At 42.1% G+C, this 21243-nt stretch carries 17 protein-coding genes; 4 read left to right on the top strand and 13 right to left on the bottom strand.

The genetic code is table 11. The features are described 5' to 3' along the window. Positions 1 to 97 precede the first annotated feature (97 nt). Positions 98 to 1114, bottom strand: a complete 1017-nt coding sequence (locus tag WAZ74_RS08390; protein WP_422307765.1) for a DUF1852 domain-containing protein — start codon at positions 1112 to 1114, stop codon at positions 98 to 100. A 359-nt stretch (positions 1115 to 1473) separates the two neighbouring features. Between WAZ74_RS08390 and WAZ74_RS08385 the strand changes: the two genes are divergently transcribed. After that, a complete protein-coding gene (locus tag WAZ74_RS08385) occupies positions 1474 to 2190 on the top strand; it encodes a 3'-5' exonuclease (RefSeq protein WP_422307763.1) in 717 nt (238 codons plus the stop codon). 322 nt (positions 2191 to 2512) lie between these two features. Here WAZ74_RS08385 and WAZ74_RS08380 read toward each other — a convergent pair whose 3' ends face one another. After that, positions 2513 to 3832, bottom strand: a complete 1320-nt coding sequence (locus WAZ74_RS08380) for a short-chain fatty acid transporter (protein ID WP_422307761.1) — start codon at positions 3830 to 3832, stop codon at positions 2513 to 2515. A 291-nt stretch (positions 3833 to 4123) separates the two neighbouring features. Here WAZ74_RS08380 and WAZ74_RS08375 point away from each other — a divergent pair, with 291 nt between their 5' ends. Continuing rightward, entirely contained in the window at positions 4124 to 6022 is a 1899-nt protein-coding gene (locus tag WAZ74_RS08375; RefSeq protein WP_422307759.1) for an autotransporter domain-containing protein, read from the top strand. 163 nt (positions 6023 to 6185) lie between these two features. On the opposite strand, the gene WAZ74_RS08370 is transcribed toward WAZ74_RS08375, so the two are convergent. The 10 genes from WAZ74_RS08370 to WAZ74_RS08325 form a co-directional block, all read right to left on the bottom strand. Next, complete coding sequence (locus WAZ74_RS08370) at positions 6186 to 6824, bottom strand: hypothetical protein (RefSeq protein ID WP_422307757.1); 639 nt, start codon at positions 6822 to 6824, stop codon at positions 6186 to 6188. A 311-nt stretch (positions 6825 to 7135) separates the two neighbouring features. Then, positions 7136 to 7720 (bottom strand): YqiA/YcfP family alpha/beta fold hydrolase, encoded by a 585-nt coding sequence (locus tag WAZ74_RS08365; RefSeq protein ID WP_422307755.1) that lies wholly within the window; start codon positions 7718 to 7720, stop codon positions 7136 to 7138. A 43-nt stretch (positions 7721 to 7763) separates the two neighbouring features. Continuing rightward, a complete protein-coding gene (locus WAZ74_RS08360; protein ID WP_422307753.1) occupies positions 7764 to 8675 on the bottom strand; it encodes a hypothetical protein in 912 nt (303 codons plus the stop codon). Between the two features lie 612 nt (positions 8676 to 9287). Next, positions 9288 to 11333: a choline BCCT transporter BetT gene (gene betT / locus WAZ74_RS08355; protein ID WP_422307751.1), complete on the bottom strand. Its 2046-nt coding sequence runs from the start codon at positions 11331 to 11333 to the stop codon at positions 9288 to 9290. Between the two features lie 251 nt (positions 11334 to 11584). Continuing rightward, a complete protein-coding gene (gene betA / locus WAZ74_RS08350) occupies positions 11585 to 13282 on the bottom strand; it encodes a choline dehydrogenase (RefSeq protein ID WP_422307749.1) in 1698 nt (565 codons plus the stop codon). Positions 13283 to 13402: 120 nt separating this feature from the next. Continuing rightward, on the bottom strand, positions 13403 to 14953 hold the full coding sequence (betB, locus tag WAZ74_RS08345) for a betaine-aldehyde dehydrogenase (RefSeq protein ID WP_422307747.1): 1551 nt from the start codon (positions 14951 to 14953) through the stop codon (positions 13403 to 13405). Positions 14954 to 15147: 194 nt separating this feature from the next. Continuing rightward, positions 15148 to 15720, bottom strand: coding sequence for a TetR/AcrR family transcriptional regulator (locus WAZ74_RS08340; RefSeq protein ID WP_422307745.1), 573 nt, complete (start codon positions 15718 to 15720; stop codon positions 15148 to 15150). Between the two features lie 20 nt (positions 15721 to 15740). Continuing rightward, on the bottom strand, positions 15741 to 16085 hold the full coding sequence (locus WAZ74_RS08335) for a DMT family transporter (RefSeq protein ID WP_422307743.1): 345 nt from the start codon (positions 16083 to 16085) through the stop codon (positions 15741 to 15743). 302 nt (positions 16086 to 16387) lie between these two features. Beyond that, a complete protein-coding gene (locus WAZ74_RS08330; protein WP_422307741.1) occupies positions 16388 to 17542 on the bottom strand; it encodes a flavin monoamine oxidase family protein in 1155 nt (384 codons plus the stop codon). A 1-nt stretch (position 17543) separates the two neighbouring features. Further along, positions 17544 to 18227: a cupin domain-containing protein gene (locus WAZ74_RS08325; protein ID WP_422307739.1), complete on the bottom strand. Its 684-nt coding sequence runs from the start codon at positions 18225 to 18227 to the stop codon at positions 17544 to 17546. A 106-nt stretch (positions 18228 to 18333) separates the two neighbouring features. Here WAZ74_RS08325 and gcvA point away from each other — a divergent pair, with 106 nt between their 5' ends. Both gcvA and WAZ74_RS08315 read left to right on the top strand, forming a co-directional pair. Continuing rightward, positions 18334 to 19266, top strand: coding sequence for a transcriptional regulator GcvA (gene gcvA / locus WAZ74_RS08320; RefSeq protein WP_422307737.1), 933 nt, complete (start codon positions 18334 to 18336; stop codon positions 19264 to 19266). 255 nt (positions 19267 to 19521) lie between these two features. Further along, on the top strand, positions 19522 to 20721 hold the full coding sequence (locus WAZ74_RS08315) for a sugar transporter (RefSeq protein WP_422307735.1): 1200 nt from the start codon (positions 19522 to 19524) through the stop codon (positions 20719 to 20721). Between the two features lie 89 nt (positions 20722 to 20810). Here WAZ74_RS08315 and arfB read toward each other — a convergent pair whose 3' ends face one another. After that, on the bottom strand, positions 20811 to 21224 hold the full coding sequence (gene arfB / locus WAZ74_RS08310; RefSeq protein ID WP_422307733.1) for an alternative ribosome rescue aminoacyl-tRNA hydrolase ArfB: 414 nt from the start codon (positions 21222 to 21224) through the stop codon (positions 20811 to 20813). Positions 21225 to 21243: the final 19 nt, after the last annotated feature.

Here is a 21243-nt window from a genome sequence, read left to right as displayed (position 1 = left end):
TGTCAGCGTAGACACAGCAAGCAAGAAAAATGTATAACAGTCTCACTGAATAATTTTTACATCGGACTAGCTTTATATTCTAGCTGATAACATACTATTAAGCCGCGCGTTTTTTAACCGCACTTTCTTTCACAGAATAGCTTGCAGCCCATTGCTCAAGGATTGCTCCGTATGGCTTGATGAACTGTTCTTCCGTAAATTTACCTTGCGTTACTGCCATCTGGCTGCGCTCGGCGCGATCATACACAATTTGAGTCAGTGAATAATCTTGGTACTTCAAACTGGGTTGATACACTTGAGCGGCGGTAGAATTGGCATTATAAATTTCAGGTCGGTAGATCTTTTGGAAAGTCTCCATCGTACTAATCGCACTGATCAGCTCAAGATCCGTGTAATCACTTAGCAAATCACCCGCAAAATAGAAGGCTAAAGGCGCAACACTACCGGCAGGCATAAAGTAGCGAACGGTTAAGCCCATTTTATGGAAATAGTCATCCGTTAACGAGTATTCGTCTTGTCTGTATTCAACCCCTAATACCGAATGCTGATTGGCAGTACGGTGATAAGCTTTACTGGTTGACACACTGAGGCAAATCACTGGTTGCTTATTAAAGTTGGCTTGGTATGCCTCTGAGTTCAATAAGTATTGAAACAGTTTGCCATGTAAATCACCAAAATCTTGTGGCGGTGGAGATTTCGGATTTTTATCAAAATGGTCTAATAGGACGACGCTAAAGTCATAATCGCGCACGTAAGAGGAGAAGCTGTTGCCAATCATACCGTCAATACGCGTGTTGTCTTTATGGTCGATAATCGTTGTTTGTAACATCTCAATGATAGGGAAAGTATTGCCATTGCCTTCAATATCCATGTCGACAGATACGATATCAACGTCAACAGAATAGCGGTCTGCTGTTGGATTATCCCAATGCGCTAACGCATTAAAACGATTATTGATCATTCTCAACGTTTTGTGTAAGTTCTCTTCGCGATGCTCGCCGCGTGCCAAATTGGCAAAGTTAGTCGTCAGACGCGTACTGTCTGCAGGATGATAGTTTTCATCAAAACGTATGCGCTTAATTGAACAGCTAAATTCTTTCTCTTTATTATTCACGATGATTGCACCCCTAATTATTTTTAGATAAAGCCAAATTTGTGTATGAGGTAATCATACCTAAATCATGACATGAATAAAAACGACTTAAATTAAATTAAAGGTGAATAAAATTCATGTATATAAGTTTATGGTATAAAAGAAAATTAGAGAGCGAAAGTTTTTAGGACGTGCTTAATCGAAAATTAAGACTATAAAAGATTTTAAATTTATGAATGATAAATACTTAGAAGGTGACTTGGCATCTCCATTAATGGAGCTATCTATCTATATCTAAGCCTTTAATCCATTAGTAAACACTCGAAATAGACTGATATAATGCAACTATCTATAACAAATAAAACCGATCAAGGCTAATTATGACCACATACATACTCGACACCGAAACAACAGGGCTGATTGAGCCGCACATGACGGAAGCGGCCTACTCTATTGTTGAGATCGCCGGTGGCAAGGTAGCTGTCTTACAAGCTCCCCGAGCTAAGCGCTTTAATCCTCTGAAAGAAATCAGCTTGGGTTCTATGGCGATATCACATATATGTGATGAAGATGTTGTGGATGAGCCGCCTCACACAGATTTTAGACTGCCTAGCAGTGTTGAGTACTTGATTGGTCACAATATTGATTTTGATATGGCAGTTCTTAAAAATGCTGGCGTGACGCATACTCCTAAGTTGATTTGTACAAATGCTATGGCTAACTATCTGCTTCCCACACTGGAAAGCCATAAGCTAGTATCCCTTCTCTATCACTTCCATCGAGAGGTGGCGCGTGATCAAGCAAAGGATGCGCATGCGGCTATTGCTGACATTTACTTCACTGAGTTGGTGCTTGGTAGTCTGATTGACCTGGCTAATGAACAAGGTCATGTCATCACTGATGTAGATAGTTTATATGATTTTAGTCAAATGGCACGCATACCCACGCATTTAAGCTTTGGTAAACATAAAGGTGAGGCTATCGCAGATCTAGCAACCAGTTCTGAGGGTTCTGGTTATCTTAAATGGCTGCTTAAACAAGACAGTGTTGATCCTTATCTAGCTCAAGCATGTGAGCAAGTATTAGAGTCCGTATAAATATACTGATACAGTCCGTTTTTTATAGTAAAAGAAAATATGTTTGCTGAGTAGATAAGTGAGCATCAGAGATTAAGTGAATACGGATAGAGCTTAGTTTGCTAGGTTTTTCTCTATCGTTTCTCTAATATATATCAAAGAAGTCTTTTCATATAATGCAGTGTATAAAGTGAAAGGGTTTTTGATGTTTTCATTTTGATTAGATGATGTACTCAAGACTGCGTTTGCTGCTCCAAATAATTAAAAAGCCTTACCCCAAAAACTGGTAAGGCCTAAACGCTATATTTTATTTATAAAAACAATAACTTACAAGAACAACAGCTTACAAGAACAGCAATCCTAAACCAATCACTACACCGCTGACTACCAATACAATGACACAAAAACCCATGATATCTTTGGCTTTTAGTCCAGCGATTGCCAGCGCTGGCAATGCCCAAAACGGCTGAATCATGTTTGTCCAAGCATCGCCCCATGCAACAGCCATGGCAACTTTCGCTGGATCACTACCAAGCATTTCTGCCGCTTCTAACATAATTGGCGCTTGAACTGCCCATTGTCCACCACCTGAAGGGACGAAAAAGTTGACGAGTCCTGCACTTAAGAATGCGAAAAGTGGTAGCGTGTCCGCCGTCGAAACGCTGACGAACGCATCTGACATAACAGCTGCCAAACCCGATGCTGTCATCATGCCCATAATTCCTGCATAGAACGGAAATTGAACAATGATGGCGCCCGCTCCTTTGACCGCTTCTTGCACGGCAATCAAATACTTGCGAGGCGTTCCGTGGAATATAATGCCAAGGAATAAGAACATAAAGTTAACCAAATCGAGCGTTAACGCAAAGCCATTCTGGACAAAATAATAGACAATAAAGGCAATACCTAATGCGCCGATGACCATCGATAAAATCCAGCTATTCTCCAAACGCTCTGCTGGTGTCATATCTGATTTTGCTGGAAGTTCCTCAATAATCGGATCAACGAGTAGTTTAGGATCTACTGTAACCGTATCTTCTTTTTTTGGCATCATCAAACGGTTTAACAAAGGGACAATAATCACTAATGCCGCGACGATGATTAAGTTATAACTGGCAAAAATGGTTGCACTGGTTGGAATAATGCCAATTTTATCGGCGAATGGATGTCCTTCTGTCGCAATGGATAATGGAATAGAGCCCGAAAATCCAGCATGCCAAATGATAAAGCCAGAATAAGCACTGGCAATCAGCAAACGGTAATCGACATGTTCAACACGCTTCGCTAATTCTTTGGCGAATAACGCACCAATAACCAATCCAAAACCCCAGTTGATCCAGCTGGCTGCAAGTGATACTAAAGTTACCCAAATAATTGCGCTACCTGGCGAATTTGCGAAACTTGCCAGTTTACCCAGCCCTTTTTTAAATATCGGGCTGCTCGCCAATACGAAACCAGTGACTAGCACCAATACCATTTGCATCGAGAATGCGAGTAACGCCCAAAAGCCTTCACCCCAAAATGCGACCATCTGTACCGGTGAAGAATCAGTTAAGCCTAAGCCGAGTGCAAAAATAACGACTGTTAAAATAATAACGAATAAAAATGGATCTGGTAAATACTTCTCCATTAAGCTATTCGAAAAACGTGTGATTCCTTTCATTTTTTAACTCCTTTTTTATATAAATATACAATTCATTCCTGATAGTAATGTTACCTCATACAAATTTTTTGTGCTTACTCATTTAGCAGAAAGGCGCTTTCTTCATACTGTATTAATCTCTCAAGCTATCCTTACTTTTTAAGATAAAAAATGCCGAGAACGATATTGTTCTACAAAGCTTTTAGATTATTTAACTTATATGAAACTTTGCCGTTAAATAGATTGCTAGGTTTTTCGAAAGCAGTTACACTTTGTTAATAAACCCGCCACATTGACGACAAGGAAGTCGATATGCCTCTTAATATCTCTCGTGTTATTGTTAACCCTAGCACCCTCAAAACCCTTACTAAAAGCATGCTGGCTATCTCACTATCTGTAGCAGGTATGGCTCATGCTGAGCTTTATAATAGCGTGACATTTTTTGGTGATAGCTTAACCGATGGCGGTTATTTTAGCCCCATTACTAAGGGCACTCCTCCTTTAGGGCTGGGTTTTAACGAATCGGGTCAATTTACCACCAATCCCGATAATGTATGGGCAACCTCGTTTGCTGAACAGCTTGGTACCACTTCTGTTGCCAATACTGTTGGTAGTCCTCAAACCGGCAATAACTATGCTATTGGTGGGGCAAGAGCTGGCGTAGATATCGTCAATACTGATTTTGGGGTTAATGTTCCTGTTGCTTCTGTCAATACTCAAGTTAGTGGTTATCTTGCTAATAATAAAGTGGATTCTAATGGCATGTATGTCGTGTGGGGAGGCGCAAACGATTTACTTGCAGCCGCCACCAATCCTGCTACTGCTATCAATACGGTTTCAGCTGCTGCTGGTAGCCAAGTCGCAGCCATTAAAGCGCTAAAAGATAACGGTGCAAACTATATTTTAGTACCGAATATCCCTGATATAGGGCTGACACCTACTGCTATCGCTGCAGGAGCAGGTTTCCAATCGTCTGGCACTATGTTAGCAAATCTATATAACCAATCTATGTATAGTGGTGCTGTCGCTACCGGCGCAAATATTATACCGCTAGATACCTTTAGTTTATTACAACAAGTCGCTGCAAATCCTACTGCTTATGGTTTTACGAATGTCACTCAAGCAACTTGTACGACAGCAAGCTCACTATTATGTGGATCAAACAACTTAGTAACGCCAGGTGCTAATGAAAGCTATTTTTTTGCTGATGGCATCCATCCAACAGGACGCGCGCATCAAATGATTGCTGACTATGCCAGCGCCGTCGTAACCGCACCTAGTCTCATTGGCGTACTGCCGCACATTGCGACGACAGCGGGACTCGCAACCAACGAGCGCTTGCAATCTCACATCAATCAAATCCAAAGTAGTGAGCAGAAACTTGCCCGTAACTTGTGGGCAACCGGTGAATTTGAAAATCAAGATATTGCAGGGTTTGAAGGTGATAGCAATACGCAAATATTATTGGGTGTAGACTTTGCTCACCCTAATTCCGCAAACGCCGTCACAGGATTGTATGGCAACATCACCCAAAAGGAGTTTGAGAACTCAGGGGTTCGTACTGGCTTAAGTAATATTGAACTAGAAGAAGTTGGCTTCGGTATTTATCATAGCAATACGCTAGATAATCTTGGCGGTGTACAACTTAATGGCTCTGTTGGCTTTGGTAATATGGATGTTGATGTCACACGTGCGGTCACGCTTGGTGGCAATAAACAAGAATTTAAATCAAATGCTGATGGTAAGCGTTATTATGCCAATGTACAGGCAGGCTATCCGATGCAGCTCAGTAGTATCGCTATTACACCATATATCGGCGCAACCGCTAGCCGTGTAAGATTAGACGCGCTAAAAGAGCAAGAAATGTCTGGCATCGCCATGCAATTCGATGAGCAAAAATATACCACTACTTATGGCAAGCTTGGCGTCAAAGCCAATCACTACCTAGCCGATACGCTTAATGTATTTGGTGATATTCATTATCAAAAACAGTTGAGTGATAATCGTGAAGCCGCTTCAGCACGTCTCAATACCATAGCGAATATCAGCTTTGATACCCCAATGGTAGAAACCGACGACGATAACTTTGGTATGACACTAGGCGTATCAAAAAGCTTCGGTCTACTTAATGCTAATGCTGGTGTCACCCATTCACAAGGTGATGATGACAAGGCAACCAGTGTATTTATCGGACTTAGCGGTGCTTTTTAACCAATATTAATAACGCAAAAAACCGCCAAATGCTTAATAGCATTTGGCGCTTTTATTTTTTAAACAATATTTAAAATCGCTTTTCATTCAACTGAGCTATCAGCTTGTTCATAATATCAACCTGAAACTTTCATCTTAATTTACTTCTTTTATAAAGCCACTATTAAGCTTTAGTAGAGCTTGGTAATTTATACATCACTTCATCGACGATCTCGTTATTTTGCGATATGGTCAATTGATAGCCTTTTAAAACACCTTCATACGGCACATTGCCTTCATACTGTCGATAATGCTCGCGGATACTTTTCTTAATCAGTGCTTCACGCTCTGCTTCACTCAGTTTGGCGAGTCCACTTGGTAACTGTACATGAGTAGACAGTGAAGCACCCCAACGAGACAGCCAATTTGAGCTGCCATTAAAGGTAAAATCCACATCGGCTTGCAGACTATAGCTAGGCAGCGGTTGACGAGGATGCAACAAACGATATTTGATTTGGGCGATATCTTCTTCAAACGTATCAGCATCCATCTCGAGTACTGCAAACAATTTTTCCAAGAATTTATCTGGCGTAAAGTAAGCATCAATATAGCTGCTATCTAACCCCAAGGTTGCGCTAGACAATACATGACGCAGACGGTCACAGGCAGGAATGGTATGTTTTAATGGGTAACCCATCGCTTTGGTAATATCTTGCGGACGTTGCTCACGCTTATCAATTTGCGTAATAATAGATTGCGCAAGCGGATGCCGCGGTCGATAACAGCGGGTATATTTTGAATGAGCAGCAGGGAGAGTAAACAAGTGAGACTCCTATAACTCCGACAATAAAAGTATAATAATAAGCCAAATTCGGCAAATCAAATAAGGCATGGATGACTTTGTCGGAGAAAAGGCTCATGCGCTTTACCAGGGTTATTTTATATCGTGCTGGAAGTTGCAAGATTGGTTATGCTGTCATTGATAAGTGATCCACAATGACAGTACAACCAACCATTAAACCCACGATAGGTCTTAACAATCGTCGTTAATAACGATTTATAATACTGATGTTTAATAACGCTGTCTAATAAAGACGTTTAATAATGATAGCACATCAAATTATGTCGTGACGGTTAATCTTCGCCATAAAACGTCGCCGTATCTATCCAAACAAGAGGATCTTCACACAAATCCAATAGATGACTCCAAATCTCACTACTGCGAGCAATACGGTGATGACCACGCTCAAAGTATTCCACTGCCCAGTTTTCTGGTAAATTCACTAACGTACGTCTGGCAACTGCTACATCCAAACATTCATCATCCACTTCGACCATTACTCGGATCATTTGAGCATTTGAGGTTGGAAAGGACAGTTTCATATCAGCCACTTCTGGAATGCGGTCGGCTAAGACCTCACTCGGGTAAATACAGGGCGCAATCAATAGCGCGCGCAAGTTATATTTATGGGCAAAATGATTGGCAAACCAACCACCAAGCGAATGCCCTGCTAATACTACTCGCGGATACTGGCTCATCTTTTCTTGAATCAACGCATCGTAAATCTCAAAAACTGCTTCAAAATTATCTCGATAATTAACCGTTTGGCAGTATTTAGGCTCACGTGTCATACAAGTATATTTACTGGTTTCATTACTCGAATCAAGACCATGGAAAAACAGTAAAAATGTATCATTATTTTCAATAGGCAACATCATTGCACTCTCCTTTTCTTATTATTTTTCACTTATTTCCCAATGATTAGTTTTGATCATTAGCCAGCCATTCTTGGTACAAAGCAAAAATATCCGTACAAGCCTCTACTGAGACATTTTTTGCAAAACCTTTATTAAACCAAAAATCATAAACGGCTTGGACAATGGTTTGCACCGCCTCAACATTTTTAGGTTTCAGGGTTTGTAATTTACTGCCTATTTCTTTTGCCTGTATATCAGACTCGTTATAGGGCGCATTCCAGCCTATGCCATAGCGGTACAACACATCATTAATCGCCAATACAAATAACGCTTCCGAAATGCCAAGCGACTCTATTAAATTATCAAATACCCAACAGCGTTCTTCATAAACTGAAGGTTCAATCGGTATATCAGTACGCTCAGTTAGAAAATCACAACTGACCATATGTGAGGGTTTGCTAAAATCATCCCACAGCAGTGGATACGCCTGACCAATCCCACCTTTTTCGACTACATTAAAGTGCCAAATGCCAGAGTGTGACTCAACTCCTTTATAAGGCACATCAATAAACCACTGCATCATCTCATCGCTATCATACATAATATGATAACTGCCGATACGCACGCCTTGATTGGGCAATACTTTAGTATATAAACAATCCATATCGTCAGAATAAAGCTTCACTTTATTTATGTTCTCAACACTTATATCACCAAGCTTAGCCCTTGCTTCAGCTATGTTTCGATAAAGCCTGAACGGCGCTACAAAGTGTAGCGTCTGATCCGTGTTATTTACAAAATAAATATCATCTTCATAACTATTAATAGACACGGTCGTAAGATAAAACAATGGGGATTTTCGTACGCGCCCCTTTTCATCATTTGCGAGTGTTGTTATTCCAGCCAGTTTTGCGCCATATGCCCACTGCAAATCGTTTATGCGTTTTTGCTCAAAAATATATTTTGTATTTGTCATAGAATTATCCTTATTATTTTAAATTTAGTTTGGTAGCAGCATTTTTAATTTTTTGTTTTAGTATTAGTGCGAATTTCAAGTCAGCATCGCCTGTCCGCAGCTTTTTGAGCAACGTCATAAATATAAAATAAAGAGGTTTATTTTTTGAGTAACTACAGTAATCTATTCAGCATTCAGTTTTTAAACAATAAAAAGGGCGTTAGCCAAATATGCAGATTGGCTATATTGAATATTTCTTTTGTTTAAGTTGAGAGTATTAAGCTTTGATAGCGATCGAGAAATCTAGATTTAATAAGCAGCAGAGTTAGATATGAAGCGTTGCGCTTCGAGGGTAAACTCTATATTGCTATATGTTATTAACTTCTCCTGACTCAATAACTATAGTACAAAAACCGGTAAAAAGAAAGTAGATAAAAATCTGTACGACAACCTGTGTCGCTTTATTTCACCTTATCGACTTAGTAACTAATTCGATGCTTAGTAATTGGCACTTGATGCCCCAAAACGATATAAAAACCCATAAGCTGTGTCCAACTTATGGGTTTATTAATACGATACTTTTATTTAAATACTAGAACTTATCAAGCTGTAGGATAGACTTTGGTAAAGCTATTAACGCTCTAAATGTAGATACTGCAAATGGCGCTCATACTGATGCAAGATATCGACCAATACTTGTTCTTTGGTATAGCCGACCAAATCATACTCTTGCGAACCGTCACTTAAGAACACCTCAGCACGATAGTAATACTCTGTATGCTTGCTTGAGGTTTTCATCGTAAAGTTAGGGCGTTCAGCCTTGATTAAATTGACTTCATAAATAAAGTCATCCTCATCACCATGTCCAACTCGCAAACTTAGACCATCTATTTGACCACTGCTTTCATCTAGACCTTCATCGATATCTTGCCCGATATGAGCAGGATTACGAATATCTAAAGAGGTTTTTAGACCCCCGGCTTTCAGCTCATTTTCAACGTCAATCATTGCCGGTCTTACGATATGCTGCAAAAACCGTTCAACTTGCGTATGACTTGGGAAGCTGACAATACGTTGCAAGCGCGCTTTCCAGCCTTTGCCACTATCAAGTACGTTTGCCATACCAATCGTGCTAGCCTTGCGCTTATTGCCCTCTTCTTTTAATGACTTCCACATCGACATCATATAAAGCACAAGAATAAGTGAGAATGGCAAGCCTGCAATCACGGATACGGATTGCAATGACTCAAAACCACCAGCAAACAATAAACCTAGGGTAATAAGACCGGTTGCCGCTGCCCAAAACAGACGCAACCAAACAGGCGCATCGGTATCATTGGTCATGCCTCTTGAGCTTAGGTTGGCGAGTACTAAAGCGCCTGAATCCGCTGAAGTCACAAAGAACACCAAACCAATAACCACGCCAGCAAATGATAAGACGTTGCTGTAAGGGAAGTACTCAAACAAGGCAAACATACCCATCGCAGCATCGTTGACCGCAATCTCACCAAGTTCGGTTGCACCGTTGGCAACCAAATCTATCGCTGAATTACCAAAGATAGAGAACCAGGCAAAGATAAAACCAAGTGGGATAAACATCACGCCAAAGACAAACTCACGCAGCGTACGCCCACGGCTGATACGGGCAATAAATAAACCGACAAACGGTGCCCAAGCCACCCACCATGCCCAGAAAAATATCGTCCAACCTGACTTCCATTCGGCACCAGCAGTACCGTCATAAGCATAAACATCAAAAGTTTTATAAATAATGGTTTGGAAATATTGACCAATATTTTGAGTAAAAGTATTCAGCAAATAAACGGTATTACCAAGGACTAATATCACTAGCAATAATAATATCGAAGACAACATATTGAATTCAGACAGACGACGGACGCCTTTTTCAACACCGGTCATCGCAGAGATAGCGGCGGCCGCGACAACACCTACGATGATTAGCGTCTGAACCATCTTGCTAGATTCAATACCAAAGACATGAGTCAGTCCAGCATTTGCCTGCAAGACACCAATACCTAAACTGGTCGCAATGCCCATCAAGGTACAGACCACACCAAAGGTATCAATACTATCACCAAGCCAGCCTTTAATTAAGCGCTCGCCAAATATCGGTGTCAACGGCGAACGTAGCGCCAGCGGCATATTTTTACGGTAAGCAAAGTAAGCTAATGCCATACCGATGAGCGCATAAATACCCCAACCATGTAAACCCCAATGTAAAAAAGTCTGTGATAGTGCTTCGCGCATCGCTTCTGCACTGGCAGGCTCTAGCCCTGTATGCGGCGTTAAATAATGCATCAAAGGTTCAGATGCACCAAAAAATAATAAATCAATACCGATACCGGCTGAAAACAGCATGGCTGCCCAAGTTAAAAAGGGAAACTGCGCTTTTTCGTGGTCTTGACCAAGTTTGATATCACCATATTTAGACAGACCAACAAATAATGCAAAAATACTATAAGCGGCAACGACCAGCATATAATACCAGCCAAAACTTTCTGATACCCAAGCCATACCAGCACTAAGCAAGTTCTGACTATAATCTGGAAACGAAATGGTCCAGATAATCAATAAAATAGAAATAATAGCTGAGCCTAAAAAAACTGTCTTATTTAGAGTCAGGGGTTTTGTCGCACCCTCTGATGGCGAGCTGTACATAAAAGACCTCAATAAATAGATTAACCAGTGTGTGGTATTGCTTTGTCCGTTATGAGCTGATAACCGCATGACGCACAAAGCAGTACTAATAAATAAAAATTTGCTGTGTAAAGCTTGCTTCATATAAAAATGAAAGTAGATACAACCATCATGGTGATCATCTTCTTTATAAATTAACGCTGATAAAAAAGGCCTTTATCTAGAAAGGCCTTCTCATTGAAACTGTGTTATATCATTGAATATTCAACTGCTTATACGGGTGAACCATAAATCCGCATTGGCTCAGCTCTGAGCGGTGCGCCATTGGCAACATAATAATCTACCGTTGAGCATGGTAATTGCTTACCGCGCATTTTATCGACGATTTTTTCTGCCAGCATAATAGTGGTCGCATTCAGATTACCACTGATAATATTTGGCATAATCGACGCATCGACGACGCGTAAGCCATCGATACCATGTACCAGACCTTCTCCATTAACTACCGAATCATTGCCTTCGCCCATCGCACAGGTACACGATGGATGATAAGCCGTCTCGCTATTTTCACGGACGTATTCATCTAATTGCGCATCGGTCACCAAATCATCGGTTGGCGCAATAGAACGACCACGATAAGGGTCGAGCGCTGGCTGATGCATAATCTCGCGGGTGATACGCATGGCAGCACGGAACTCGTGCCAGTCTTGCTCATGCGACATATAATTAAATAAAATACTCGGATGAGCGCTTGGATCTTTCGATGTCAACTTGACGCGACCACGACTTGGCGAACGTAATGAGCCTACATGCGCTTGGAAACTGTGAGAATTAACTGCACTACGACCGTCATAGCGCACAGCTAATGGTAAAAAGTGATATTGAATATTAGGATGGCTAAATTTTTCATCGGTACGAATAAAGCCGCCACCTTCAAACTGATTTGAGGCACCAAGTCCTGTACCATTGAATAACCATTCAGCGCCAATCGCTGGCTTATTCCACCATTTATTGGCAGGAGCAATCGAGACTGGTAGCTTACATTCATACTGCATATACAGCTCTAAATGGTCTTGTAGATTATTACCAACGCCTGGTAAATCTAGAATCTCATTGACACCCAAATCTTTCAGCCATTGACCAGGGCCAATACCTGAACGCTGCAATAATTGCGGTGAGGCAATTGCGCCCGATGAGATAATGACTTCACGAGATGCATGGAAGTTCTTGATCTGACCTTGATGCTCTACTTTTACGCCGATAGCACGTTTGCCATCAAATAAGATTACATCAGTCAATGCACCGGTTAAAATGGTGATATTGCTACGCGGTTTAGCGCGGTCAAGATAACCTCGAGCTGTAGAAGCACGGCGACCATTAGGCGTCACAAAGCGATCCATCGGACCAAAGCCTTCTTGCTGATAGCCATTCAAATCTTCAGTACTCGGATAGCCTGCTTGCACACCAGCTTCAATCATGGCTTGAAATAACGGATTGACTCCTGGCTTTGATGTGGTCATTTCAACAGGACCACCCACACCATGATAGTCGTTCTCGCCAGCATCACGATTTTCTAATTTTTTAAAATATGGCAAACAGTCCGAATACGTCCAGTCTTCTAACCCTTTAATTTTGGCCCAGTCGTCAAAGTCCAAGGCATTGCCACGGATATAGCACATACCATTAATTAGAGATGAGCCACCTAACCCCTTGCCGCGACCACAGTCCATCACCCGATTGTTCATGTAAGGTTCAGGATCGGTTTTATAACCCCAGTTATAAGTCGTTCCTTGCAAAGGCATGGCAAGCGCCGCTGGCATCTGCGTGCGAAAGTCTAAGCGGTGATCTGGACGACCGGCCTCTAATAGCAATACCTTAATGCTGGCATCTTCGGTCAATCGCGTAGCCAGCACATTGCCTGCTGAGCCTGCGCCGACAATGATATAGTCATACTCAGGTGTTGATGTCATAAAACGCTCCATAATATTGAAAAAATATAAATCATTTAGTATCAAGGTGACTGAGTAAGAAAGGCAAATGCGCCCCTATTCAGCACCCTGATTGCTCAAGGGTTTTCTCAATATCAACTATTAAAATACCGATTCAAACGCACCCAATTCGACTTGGATAGATTTGGTCTGAGTATAATGTTCAAGTGCTTCAATGCCATTTTCGCGGCCGATACCCGAATGCTTATAACCGCCGACTGGCATTTGTGCTGCCGACTCGCCCCAGGTATTTAACCAGCAAATACCGGCTTCAATCTGAGCAATCACTCGATGCGCTCGGGTCAAATCAGCAGTCACCACCCCTGCAGCCAAGCCATACTCGGTATCATTGGCACGGCGAATAACTTCTTCTTCGGTTTCATAAGTCAATATCGACATCACCGGACCAAATATTTCCTCGCGTACGATGGTCATATCATCGCTGCAATCTGTAAATACGGTTGGAGCGACAAAGGCGCCATTGGCAAGTTCGCCTGACGTGATACGCTCACCGCCAGTCAATAATCGTGCACCACTAGCTTTGCCTTGTTCAATATAACCAAGCACTCTTTCCATATGCGGAAAGCTGACTAGTGGACCCATATTGATATTTTCATCCATCGGATCGCCTAACTTAATACGCTCAACACGCAATAAGATGGCTTGCTCAAACTTAGCTTGTAATGCTTTAGGAATAAAGACACGCGTGCCATTGGTACAGACTTGACCCGTGCTATAAAAATTCGCCATCATCGCAATATCAGCGGAGGTATCGATGTCCGCATCATCAAATATAATTAATGGCGACTTACCGCCAAGCTCCAGTGTCACGTCTTTAAGCGACGATAATGCGGCACTTGCCATGACTTTTTTGCCAGTGGGTACGCCACCAGTAAACGAGACTTTAGCGATATCAGGATGCTGGGTTAATGCTTCGCCAACTTTATAATCCCCTTGTACGACGTTGAATACGCCATCTGGTAAGCCCGCTTCCGTGAAGATTTCTGCTAGCTTGAGTGCGGTTAGAGGGGTCACTTCTGATGGTTTAAAAATCATCGCATTACCAGCAGCTAATGCCGGCGCTGCTTTCCACATCGCGATTTGGATAGGATAGTTCCACGCGCCAATACCTGCGACGACACCGAGTGGCTCGCGGCGGGTATAAACAAAGCTGGTATCACGTAGCGGAATCTGACGACCTTCAAGCATCGGTGCAAGACCAGCATAATATTCAATGACATCAGCACCGGTGACGATATCGACATACTTGGTTTCAGAGAGCGCCTTACCGGTGTCTTTGGTTTCAAGCAATGCCAGCACATCATTGCGTTCCCGCAATATGGCAACGGTATTTAGCAAAATACGACTACGTTCAACCGTTGTCATTGCAGCCCACAATTTTTGACCTTTTTGTGCTGCTTCAACGGCTTCGTTAATCTGCTCATCATTCGTTTGCTGAATGGTGGCCAATAGCTCACCCGTCGCTGGATTAATATCTTCAAAAGTAGCTAAAGATTCATCGATAGGTAGATAACGACCATTAACATAAGCGGTTTGAACTTGGTTTAAATTGATAATGTCTGCTAAGTTGCTTATAGCAGTTTTTGTATTTGTATTTGTATTTGTATTTGTATTTGTATTTGTACTAATCATGGGTTTCCCTTACGACGACTGGCTAACTCTATAAAAGAGAAACCGAATAATTTCGTCAAGTTTTAAGTTTTAAGTTTTAAGTTTTAAGTTTTAAGTTTTAAAAATAAATTTATATAGCCTATTTCTACAAGCTTTTCTTTCCATGCTTCTCTGATAAAAAATACTTCTTTAATAAATTATTTGAAAGCAGCGTTTTAATCCTGCTCATGCTGCGTCATTTTTATCAAACGCTCACGCAATGACGTTTTGTCCGATATATTGATACCTGAAAAATCAGAGAGCCAAATACCGTCGGCGACCAGACGCACCATACAGAGTATTTCGGTATTATCAGTTGCTTCATGCTTCTTTAACTGCTTATTTGACCACTCTGCCCACAATTCACGTAGCTCGATATCTCCTAACATCAACACATATAACGTTGCTTGACTATTAAACTCTTCCTGACCTTTTGCACCCAAACTGATAGTGGCATCGATATAGGCGCGAGTAAAAGAGCCGTAACGCACAGGGTCTTTAGCCATCGCCGCATCTACTTCTGCCTCAAATTTTGCCATCGCATCACTAAACACTTCAAGTATCAGCGCATTCTTGGTAGCGAAGTGATGCATGACACCACCTTTGGTCACCCCGACTGCGTCAGCGACCGCTTGGAAGGTAACTTTAGACAAACCCTGCTCTAGAGTTATCCGTGCTGCTTGATCGAGTAGCGCTCGACGGATGAGCTCTGGTTGTTTCTTACGTTTATAAGCGTTTTCAGTTTCCATTTTCATCTCCATGCTAATGGCTAATGCACTACAGAATTAGACAGTAAATTCATCACTACGACACCGCCAACGATCATAGCGATACCAATCACTGCTGCCGTATCGAGACTTTGTTTAAAAAACACCAAGCCAACGAGCGATGTCAGCACGATTCCCAACCCGCCCCACAACGCATAAGCGATACCAAGCGGTATGGTCTTGATCGTTTGCGTCAGCAAGTAAAACGAGATGGCATAAAGCACACCCATAATCAATGTCGGTACCAAACGGGTAAACTGTTCTGACTTTACTAAAAAAGTGGTGCCTATTACTTCGCAAATAATGGCAATGGCAAGGTATGTGTAAGCAACAGTGGTAGGACTCATAATTAGGATACCTGTCTTAAATCAAGCCATATTAATAATGTATATACATTAAAGAAACCACACGGTCGGTATTTTATAGAAATAATCTAGCAATGTGAAGGGTTAATATGTATTTTGTTTATTTTAAATAAGATCATTATAGAGAATTGAACTAATGAGTTAGCTTTACTTGACACGATTTTTTTTGTCTTGAGCTGAAGTTTATCCTTGCTATAAAAGTGAAACGCCAATGCAGCAAGGAAGACTTAATCGAAAAATAATGGTTTAGAGGGTATTTTTTATGTTGAAATAAACATGGTTAATTAATACATGACTGACTCAGGGATGTCTTCTACTCCTATGCTAGCGGCATCAATCGCGCCAGCAAGGTAACCTGGAAACTGCGCTGACCATTCGCTACCGATACCCGTCAAACAGTTTTTCCATACGCCAGACGTCGCTTTTGATATAGGTGCTGCCGCATGCTGACCATCACTACTCACGTCAGCAGCAGTCGCTGTAAACGGTTCTTGTGCCCAGTCTTTGAGATATTCTCTCTTAGGTGTCTCTGCTTGCGCCCCAAATAGGCGCACCAACTGCGCACGGCAATGCGCCTTCAATACATCATCAGACAGGCTTTGACGTACTGGTGCCGGTACTCCTATAAAGCCAAACAACGCACCGCTACCATCTACTACTGAAGCATCATTAATCTCAACCATGGGCCCTTGCGCACTTCTCGCTGCTCCTGAAAGCCCTTTTTTTTGCCAAAAAGGCGTGTCATAAACTGCCACATATTTGGCGTGCGGCGCCATCCAAGTTGCTGTTCTCTGCCACTGCGTCTCTAGATTAGCGGGTAACGAAGGTTGAAACGTGATACTTTCTTGAGCCAAACGCGGTGGTAGCGCCAGTAACACATGTTGCGCTCGCCACATCGTTACTTGCCCAGACGCATCCTCACTACTAATCTCGATATGCTTTTCTGTGTTATTTAACTGACGTACTATTTGACCGGTTAAAATACGTGATGTATCCAATCGATGATAGAGAGCCTCTATCAAGGCTGCCATACCACCTTTGAGGCGCATTGACGGTGGTGAGCTTTTATATCCGCGTGTACGAACCGCTAACTCATCGGGGGAGCGTTCAACCATCATGTCACCTTCTTCAAATTGCGCAACAGACTCTAATTGTAATTCATCGATAAGATGCGCCAACTGCTGCTGATAATCTGGCCAAAACCAAGAGGGTCCCAAATCAAAACTGTCTAGCGTTTGCGCCGTGTTTGAGTTATCAGCATTTAACGGCTCTACATTTAAACCGTCTTCAATCTTAGCGGATCTAGCAGTAACGATACGACCACCTAACGTCGGACGCGCTTCTAAAAGAATATAATCAACACCTTTTTGCTCAAGTAAAAAGGCGGCATACAGCCCACTTAAGCCGCCGCCGATAATTGCTACTGGTACAGTTTTCATATTACCTGCCTTCCACATCAGCGCCGATGACTTGAGAGAGGTGACCAGTTTTTAGATAAACCATGGCGCCATTCGCGCCCGCTACTACTTCTGACGTCGCATCGACAGGCAAACGTATCCAGCCACCACGTTGATAAGTTTGTTCAGCTTCGATTAAGGTACCTTCTAGCACCAATAGCTCAGCACCACCAGCAATTTTATCTGTAAACAATACTTCGCCTGCATTTAAACGCTGCAAACTTACCTTCTCTGTTGTGTCTGAATATAATTCACAGACATCACGGCTACCTTTTTTTTGCCAATTTTTGGCATCTTTGGTATCGATAGCCACATGATGCGTCTCGTCTGCTGACATCTGCCAAAGTTTGACAAAAATAACAGCGCCCTCATCGCTATAAGGCTGATGCCCTGAGGTTGGAGGATTACGTAGATACCAGCCAGCAGGATAATGGCGGTCATCTGCAGAAAACGTACCGGACAATACTAAGATCTCCTCACCACCGGGATGAAGATGATGAGGAAAGTGTGAATCGGGGGCGTAGCGTACAATACTGGTTGCACGTGCTTTTTCTGCACCAACGCGATCAAGCATCACTCGCTCGACACCTTGTTGTGGTGATTTAACCCATTGATGCTGTTCAGGCAGTAATGAGGCTCGACAAGAAAAATCTGCATTAATGAGCATAGTATACTTTCCAAGCATAAGTTTTATTGACTTCGATTATCAACTGATTTACATCCTTTGACAAACGAGATAATATTCACTTATCTAAAAGAAAATGTTTATCGCTATGAATAAAGCGCTCTACTTAAATGCCCTTCGTGCTTTGGAAGCCAGTGCGCGTCATCAAAGTTTTTCTGCTGCAGCACAAGAGCTAAATGTAACGCCTGCTGCAGTCGGTCAACTGGTGCGTAATTTGGAGGATTCAATAGGTACACCGCTGTTCTATCGAAAAACCAGCGGTAAGTCTCGCTTAATTCCTACCAAAATAGTAGAGCTGGCCCTACCGAATATCAAAGCTGGTTTAGACAAATTGGCACTTGGATTAGAACAATTACAAGAAGGCTCAAACAGCGGTGTGCTGACGGTCACTGTCAGTCCTGCTTTTGCTGCCAAATGGCTATTGCCACGTATTGATCGATTCCAAAACCTACAATCAGATATCGATGTACGTCTTGACACCAGCACTAAATCAGTCGATTTTGCGTTGCAAGAAGTAGATATCGGGGTGCGGTACGGCTCCGGTACTTGGGCAGGTCTGATGAGTGAGAAGCTCATGGAAGAAGAAATGTACCCTGTTTGCTCTCCGCAGCTATTACAGGGGAAAAACCCTCTTGATCTAACCCAAGAAACACTCATCCATGACCGCTCAATGGACGGTTATATTGGCTTTGCATCGTGGGATGACTGGCTCAAACAAGCGGGTTTAACAGAGGAAAACCTAACCAAAATAGATACGTCGCGTGGTATGCAAATCAATAACTCTGCGGCAGTACTACAAGCGGTGATTAATGGGCATGGTATTGCCTTGGCTCGCAGTGTAATGGCGGATGATGACATTGCTGCCGGACGCTTGGTTCGACTATTCCCCGAGGTTACCTTTATCTCCCCACTTGCCTATTACGTCGTCTACCAACCCAAATCTGTAAATATGATAAAGATTAAAGCCTTTCGCGACTGGCTATTTGAAGAGGTTTCATCATCTAGTGATTTCTATATTTAATACTTAGGCTATTTCTCGTATTCAACGTCTATACCTTGTAGAACTTGATTCTTACATTCAACTCTATATTAATAAAACTGATACCTATTTAATAATATCAATTCTCTTTACATAATCACTCTTATTATCAAAAAACTACTTTAACTATTGTTATTGACTTGCTATCTTGCCCTCCATTCTTACATTTCTTGATACCCCTTAACTCCGTTTTTAAGCACATTTTGCTGTATTGCCATCTTCTCAATATTGGATTCTATGACACATAACTTTGAGGCGAGCCCACACACTCGCCGGACTCAGTATTTTCAAGTGTTCTTGATGGGCGTTAGCGCATTCATTATGAATACTACGGAATTCGTCCCTGTCGCTCTATTAAGCGACATTGCCCAAGACTTTTCTATTACCACAGCAGAAACGGGCTGGATGTTGACGCTGTATGCTTGGATTGTCGCAGCCATGTCCTTGCCACTAATGCTACTGACCAGTCGATTTGAGCGCAAGAGTTTACTCTTAGCCTTATTTACCGTTTTTATTGCCAGCCATGTGTTATCAGTGTTTGCTTGGAGCTTTCAAGTGCTGCTTATCAGCCGAGTTGGGATTGCGCTATCGCATGCGATATTTTGGTCCATCACGGCAGCGATTGCTATACGCGTGGCACCTGAAGGCAAAAAGGCGTTGGCACTTAGTGTACTTGCGACTGGAACCTCATTAGCGATGGTGCTTGGTGTGCCATTAGGACGTTTGATTGGTCAATGGTTCGGCTGGCGAGCGACGTTTGGTGGTATTGGCTTGATTGCTTTTATCGTATTTATATTGCAAGCAAGGCTATTACCTACTCTGCCCAGTATGTTTGAAGGATCTTTCAGAAAAATCCCAGAGTTACTCAAAAATCCTTTATTAGTCAGCCTATATGTGCTGATCTTAATTGTCTTTACCGCACACTATACCGCTTATTCTTATATCGAGCCTTTTATGCGCGAAGTCGGCGCCATCAGTGAAAACTCAGCTACTTTCGTATTGTTATTATTTGGTGTCGCAGGGATTATGGGCAGTGTGATATTCAGTCACTGGGGCGATAGATTTAATACTAGGTTGATGCTGATATCGACGATATTGATTTTGGTATCGATGCTTGCGCTGTTGCTTGCTGTGACCTCAGTATGGGCGCTCAGCTTAATTGCCTTACTATGGGGCGCTGCACTCATGCTGCTGATTATCTCTATGCAAGCTAAAGTCATCATGGTCGATGTCAATGCGCAAGATATGCTGATGTCGATGTTCTCAGGGATTATTAACTTAGGGATTGGTACGGGTGCTTTATTTGGCGGTTATGCGGTGACGCATATCTCAATATCAAGTGTGGGATATGTAGGTGCGGCTATCGCTAGTATAGCGCTGCTACTGATGCTATATATGATAAAGCGCTTTCCTGAGTTAGGTAGAAGGCTCGGCTAGCTAAAAAACTGATAGTAAATAATCCTATAAAAAATGTCAGCCTCTTAAATAGGCTGGTATTTTTTATCGTTAAATTAACGTTATTCTACTTAAAAATCCACCTTACTGCGCAACACTTTTGTCTTGCCGCGCTGAGTTTTTTGATCGACGCGTTTACGCTTTGCATTTCTGCTTGGTTTGGTAGGCTTGCGTGTTTTATTTATATAAGTAGCTTTTATAATAAAGCTTTGCAGCCGTTCAAAGGCATCGATTTTATTGCGTTCTTGGGTACGAAATTGCTGCGCCTTAATGATAAACACACCCTCTTTGGTTATCCGGCTGTCTTTACTGTCTAGCAAACGTTGCTTGTGGACATCACTCAGACTTGATGCATTAATATCAAAACGTAAATGAATCGCAGAGGACACTTTATTGACGTTTTGCCCGCCTGCTCCTTGCGCACGTATCGCGCTAATCTCGACGTCGCTATCATTCAGGCTAATGCTGTTGCTGATAAAAATCATAGAGCTCTTTTTAAATCAT

The sequence above is a fragment of the Psychrobacter sp. genome (assembly GCF_049295055.1).
Taxonomy (GTDB): Bacteria; Pseudomonadota; Gammaproteobacteria; order Pseudomonadales; family Moraxellaceae; genus Psychrobacter.
Note: the sequence above shows the minus strand (reverse complement) of the source record. Positions and strands in the feature narration are given on the sequence as shown.

Bases quoted from the DNA above. Each gene is read 5' to 3' on its own strand.
- betA (WP_422307749.1), bottom strand. From the start codon at position 13,282: ATGACATCAACACCTGAGTATGACTATATCATTGTCGGCGCAGGCTCA.
- betT (WP_422307751.1), bottom strand. From the start codon at position 11,333: ATGTACAGCTCGCCATCAGAGGGTGCGACAAAACCCCTGACTCTAAAT.
- gcvA (WP_422307737.1), top strand. From the start codon at position 18,334: ATGAATAAAGCGCTCTACTTAAATGCCCTTCGTGCTTTGGAAGCCAGT.
- WAZ74_RS08340 (WP_422307745.1), bottom strand. From the start codon at position 15,720: ATGGAAACTGAAAACGCTTATAAACGTAAGAAACAACCAGAGCTCATC.
- betB (WP_422307747.1), bottom strand. From the start codon at position 14,953: ATGATTAGTACAAATACAAATACAAATACAAATACAAATACAAATACA.
- WAZ74_RS08385 (WP_422307763.1), top strand. From the start codon at position 1,474: ATGACCACATACATACTCGACACCGAAACAACAGGGCTGATTGAGCCG.
- arfB (WP_422307733.1), bottom strand. From the start codon at position 21,224: ATGATTTTTATCAGCAACAGCATTAGCCTGAATGATAGCGACGTCGAG.
- WAZ74_RS08315 (WP_422307735.1), top strand. From the start codon at position 19,522: ATGACACATAACTTTGAGGCGAGCCCACACACTCGCCGGACTCAGTAT.
- WAZ74_RS08335 (WP_422307743.1), bottom strand. From the start codon at position 16,085: ATGAGTCCTACCACTGTTGCTTACACATACCTTGCCATTGCCATTATT.
- WAZ74_RS08365 (WP_422307755.1), bottom strand. From the start codon at position 7,720: ATGATGTTGCCTATTGAAAATAATGATACATTTTTACTGTTTTTCCAT.
- WAZ74_RS08325 (WP_422307739.1), bottom strand. From the start codon at position 18,227: ATGCTCATTAATGCAGATTTTTCTTGTCGAGCCTCATTACTGCCTGAA.
- WAZ74_RS08360 (WP_422307753.1), bottom strand. From the start codon at position 8,675: ATGACAAATACAAAATATATTTTTGAGCAAAAACGCATAAACGATTTG.
- WAZ74_RS08330 (WP_422307741.1), bottom strand. From the start codon at position 17,542: ATGAAAACTGTACCAGTAGCAATTATCGGCGGCGGCTTAAGTGGGCTG.
- WAZ74_RS08380 (WP_422307761.1), bottom strand. From the start codon at position 3,832: ATGAAAGGAATCACACGTTTTTCGAATAGCTTAATGGAGAAGTATTTA.
- WAZ74_RS08375 (WP_422307759.1), top strand. From the start codon at position 4,124: ATGCCTCTTAATATCTCTCGTGTTATTGTTAACCCTAGCACCCTCAAA.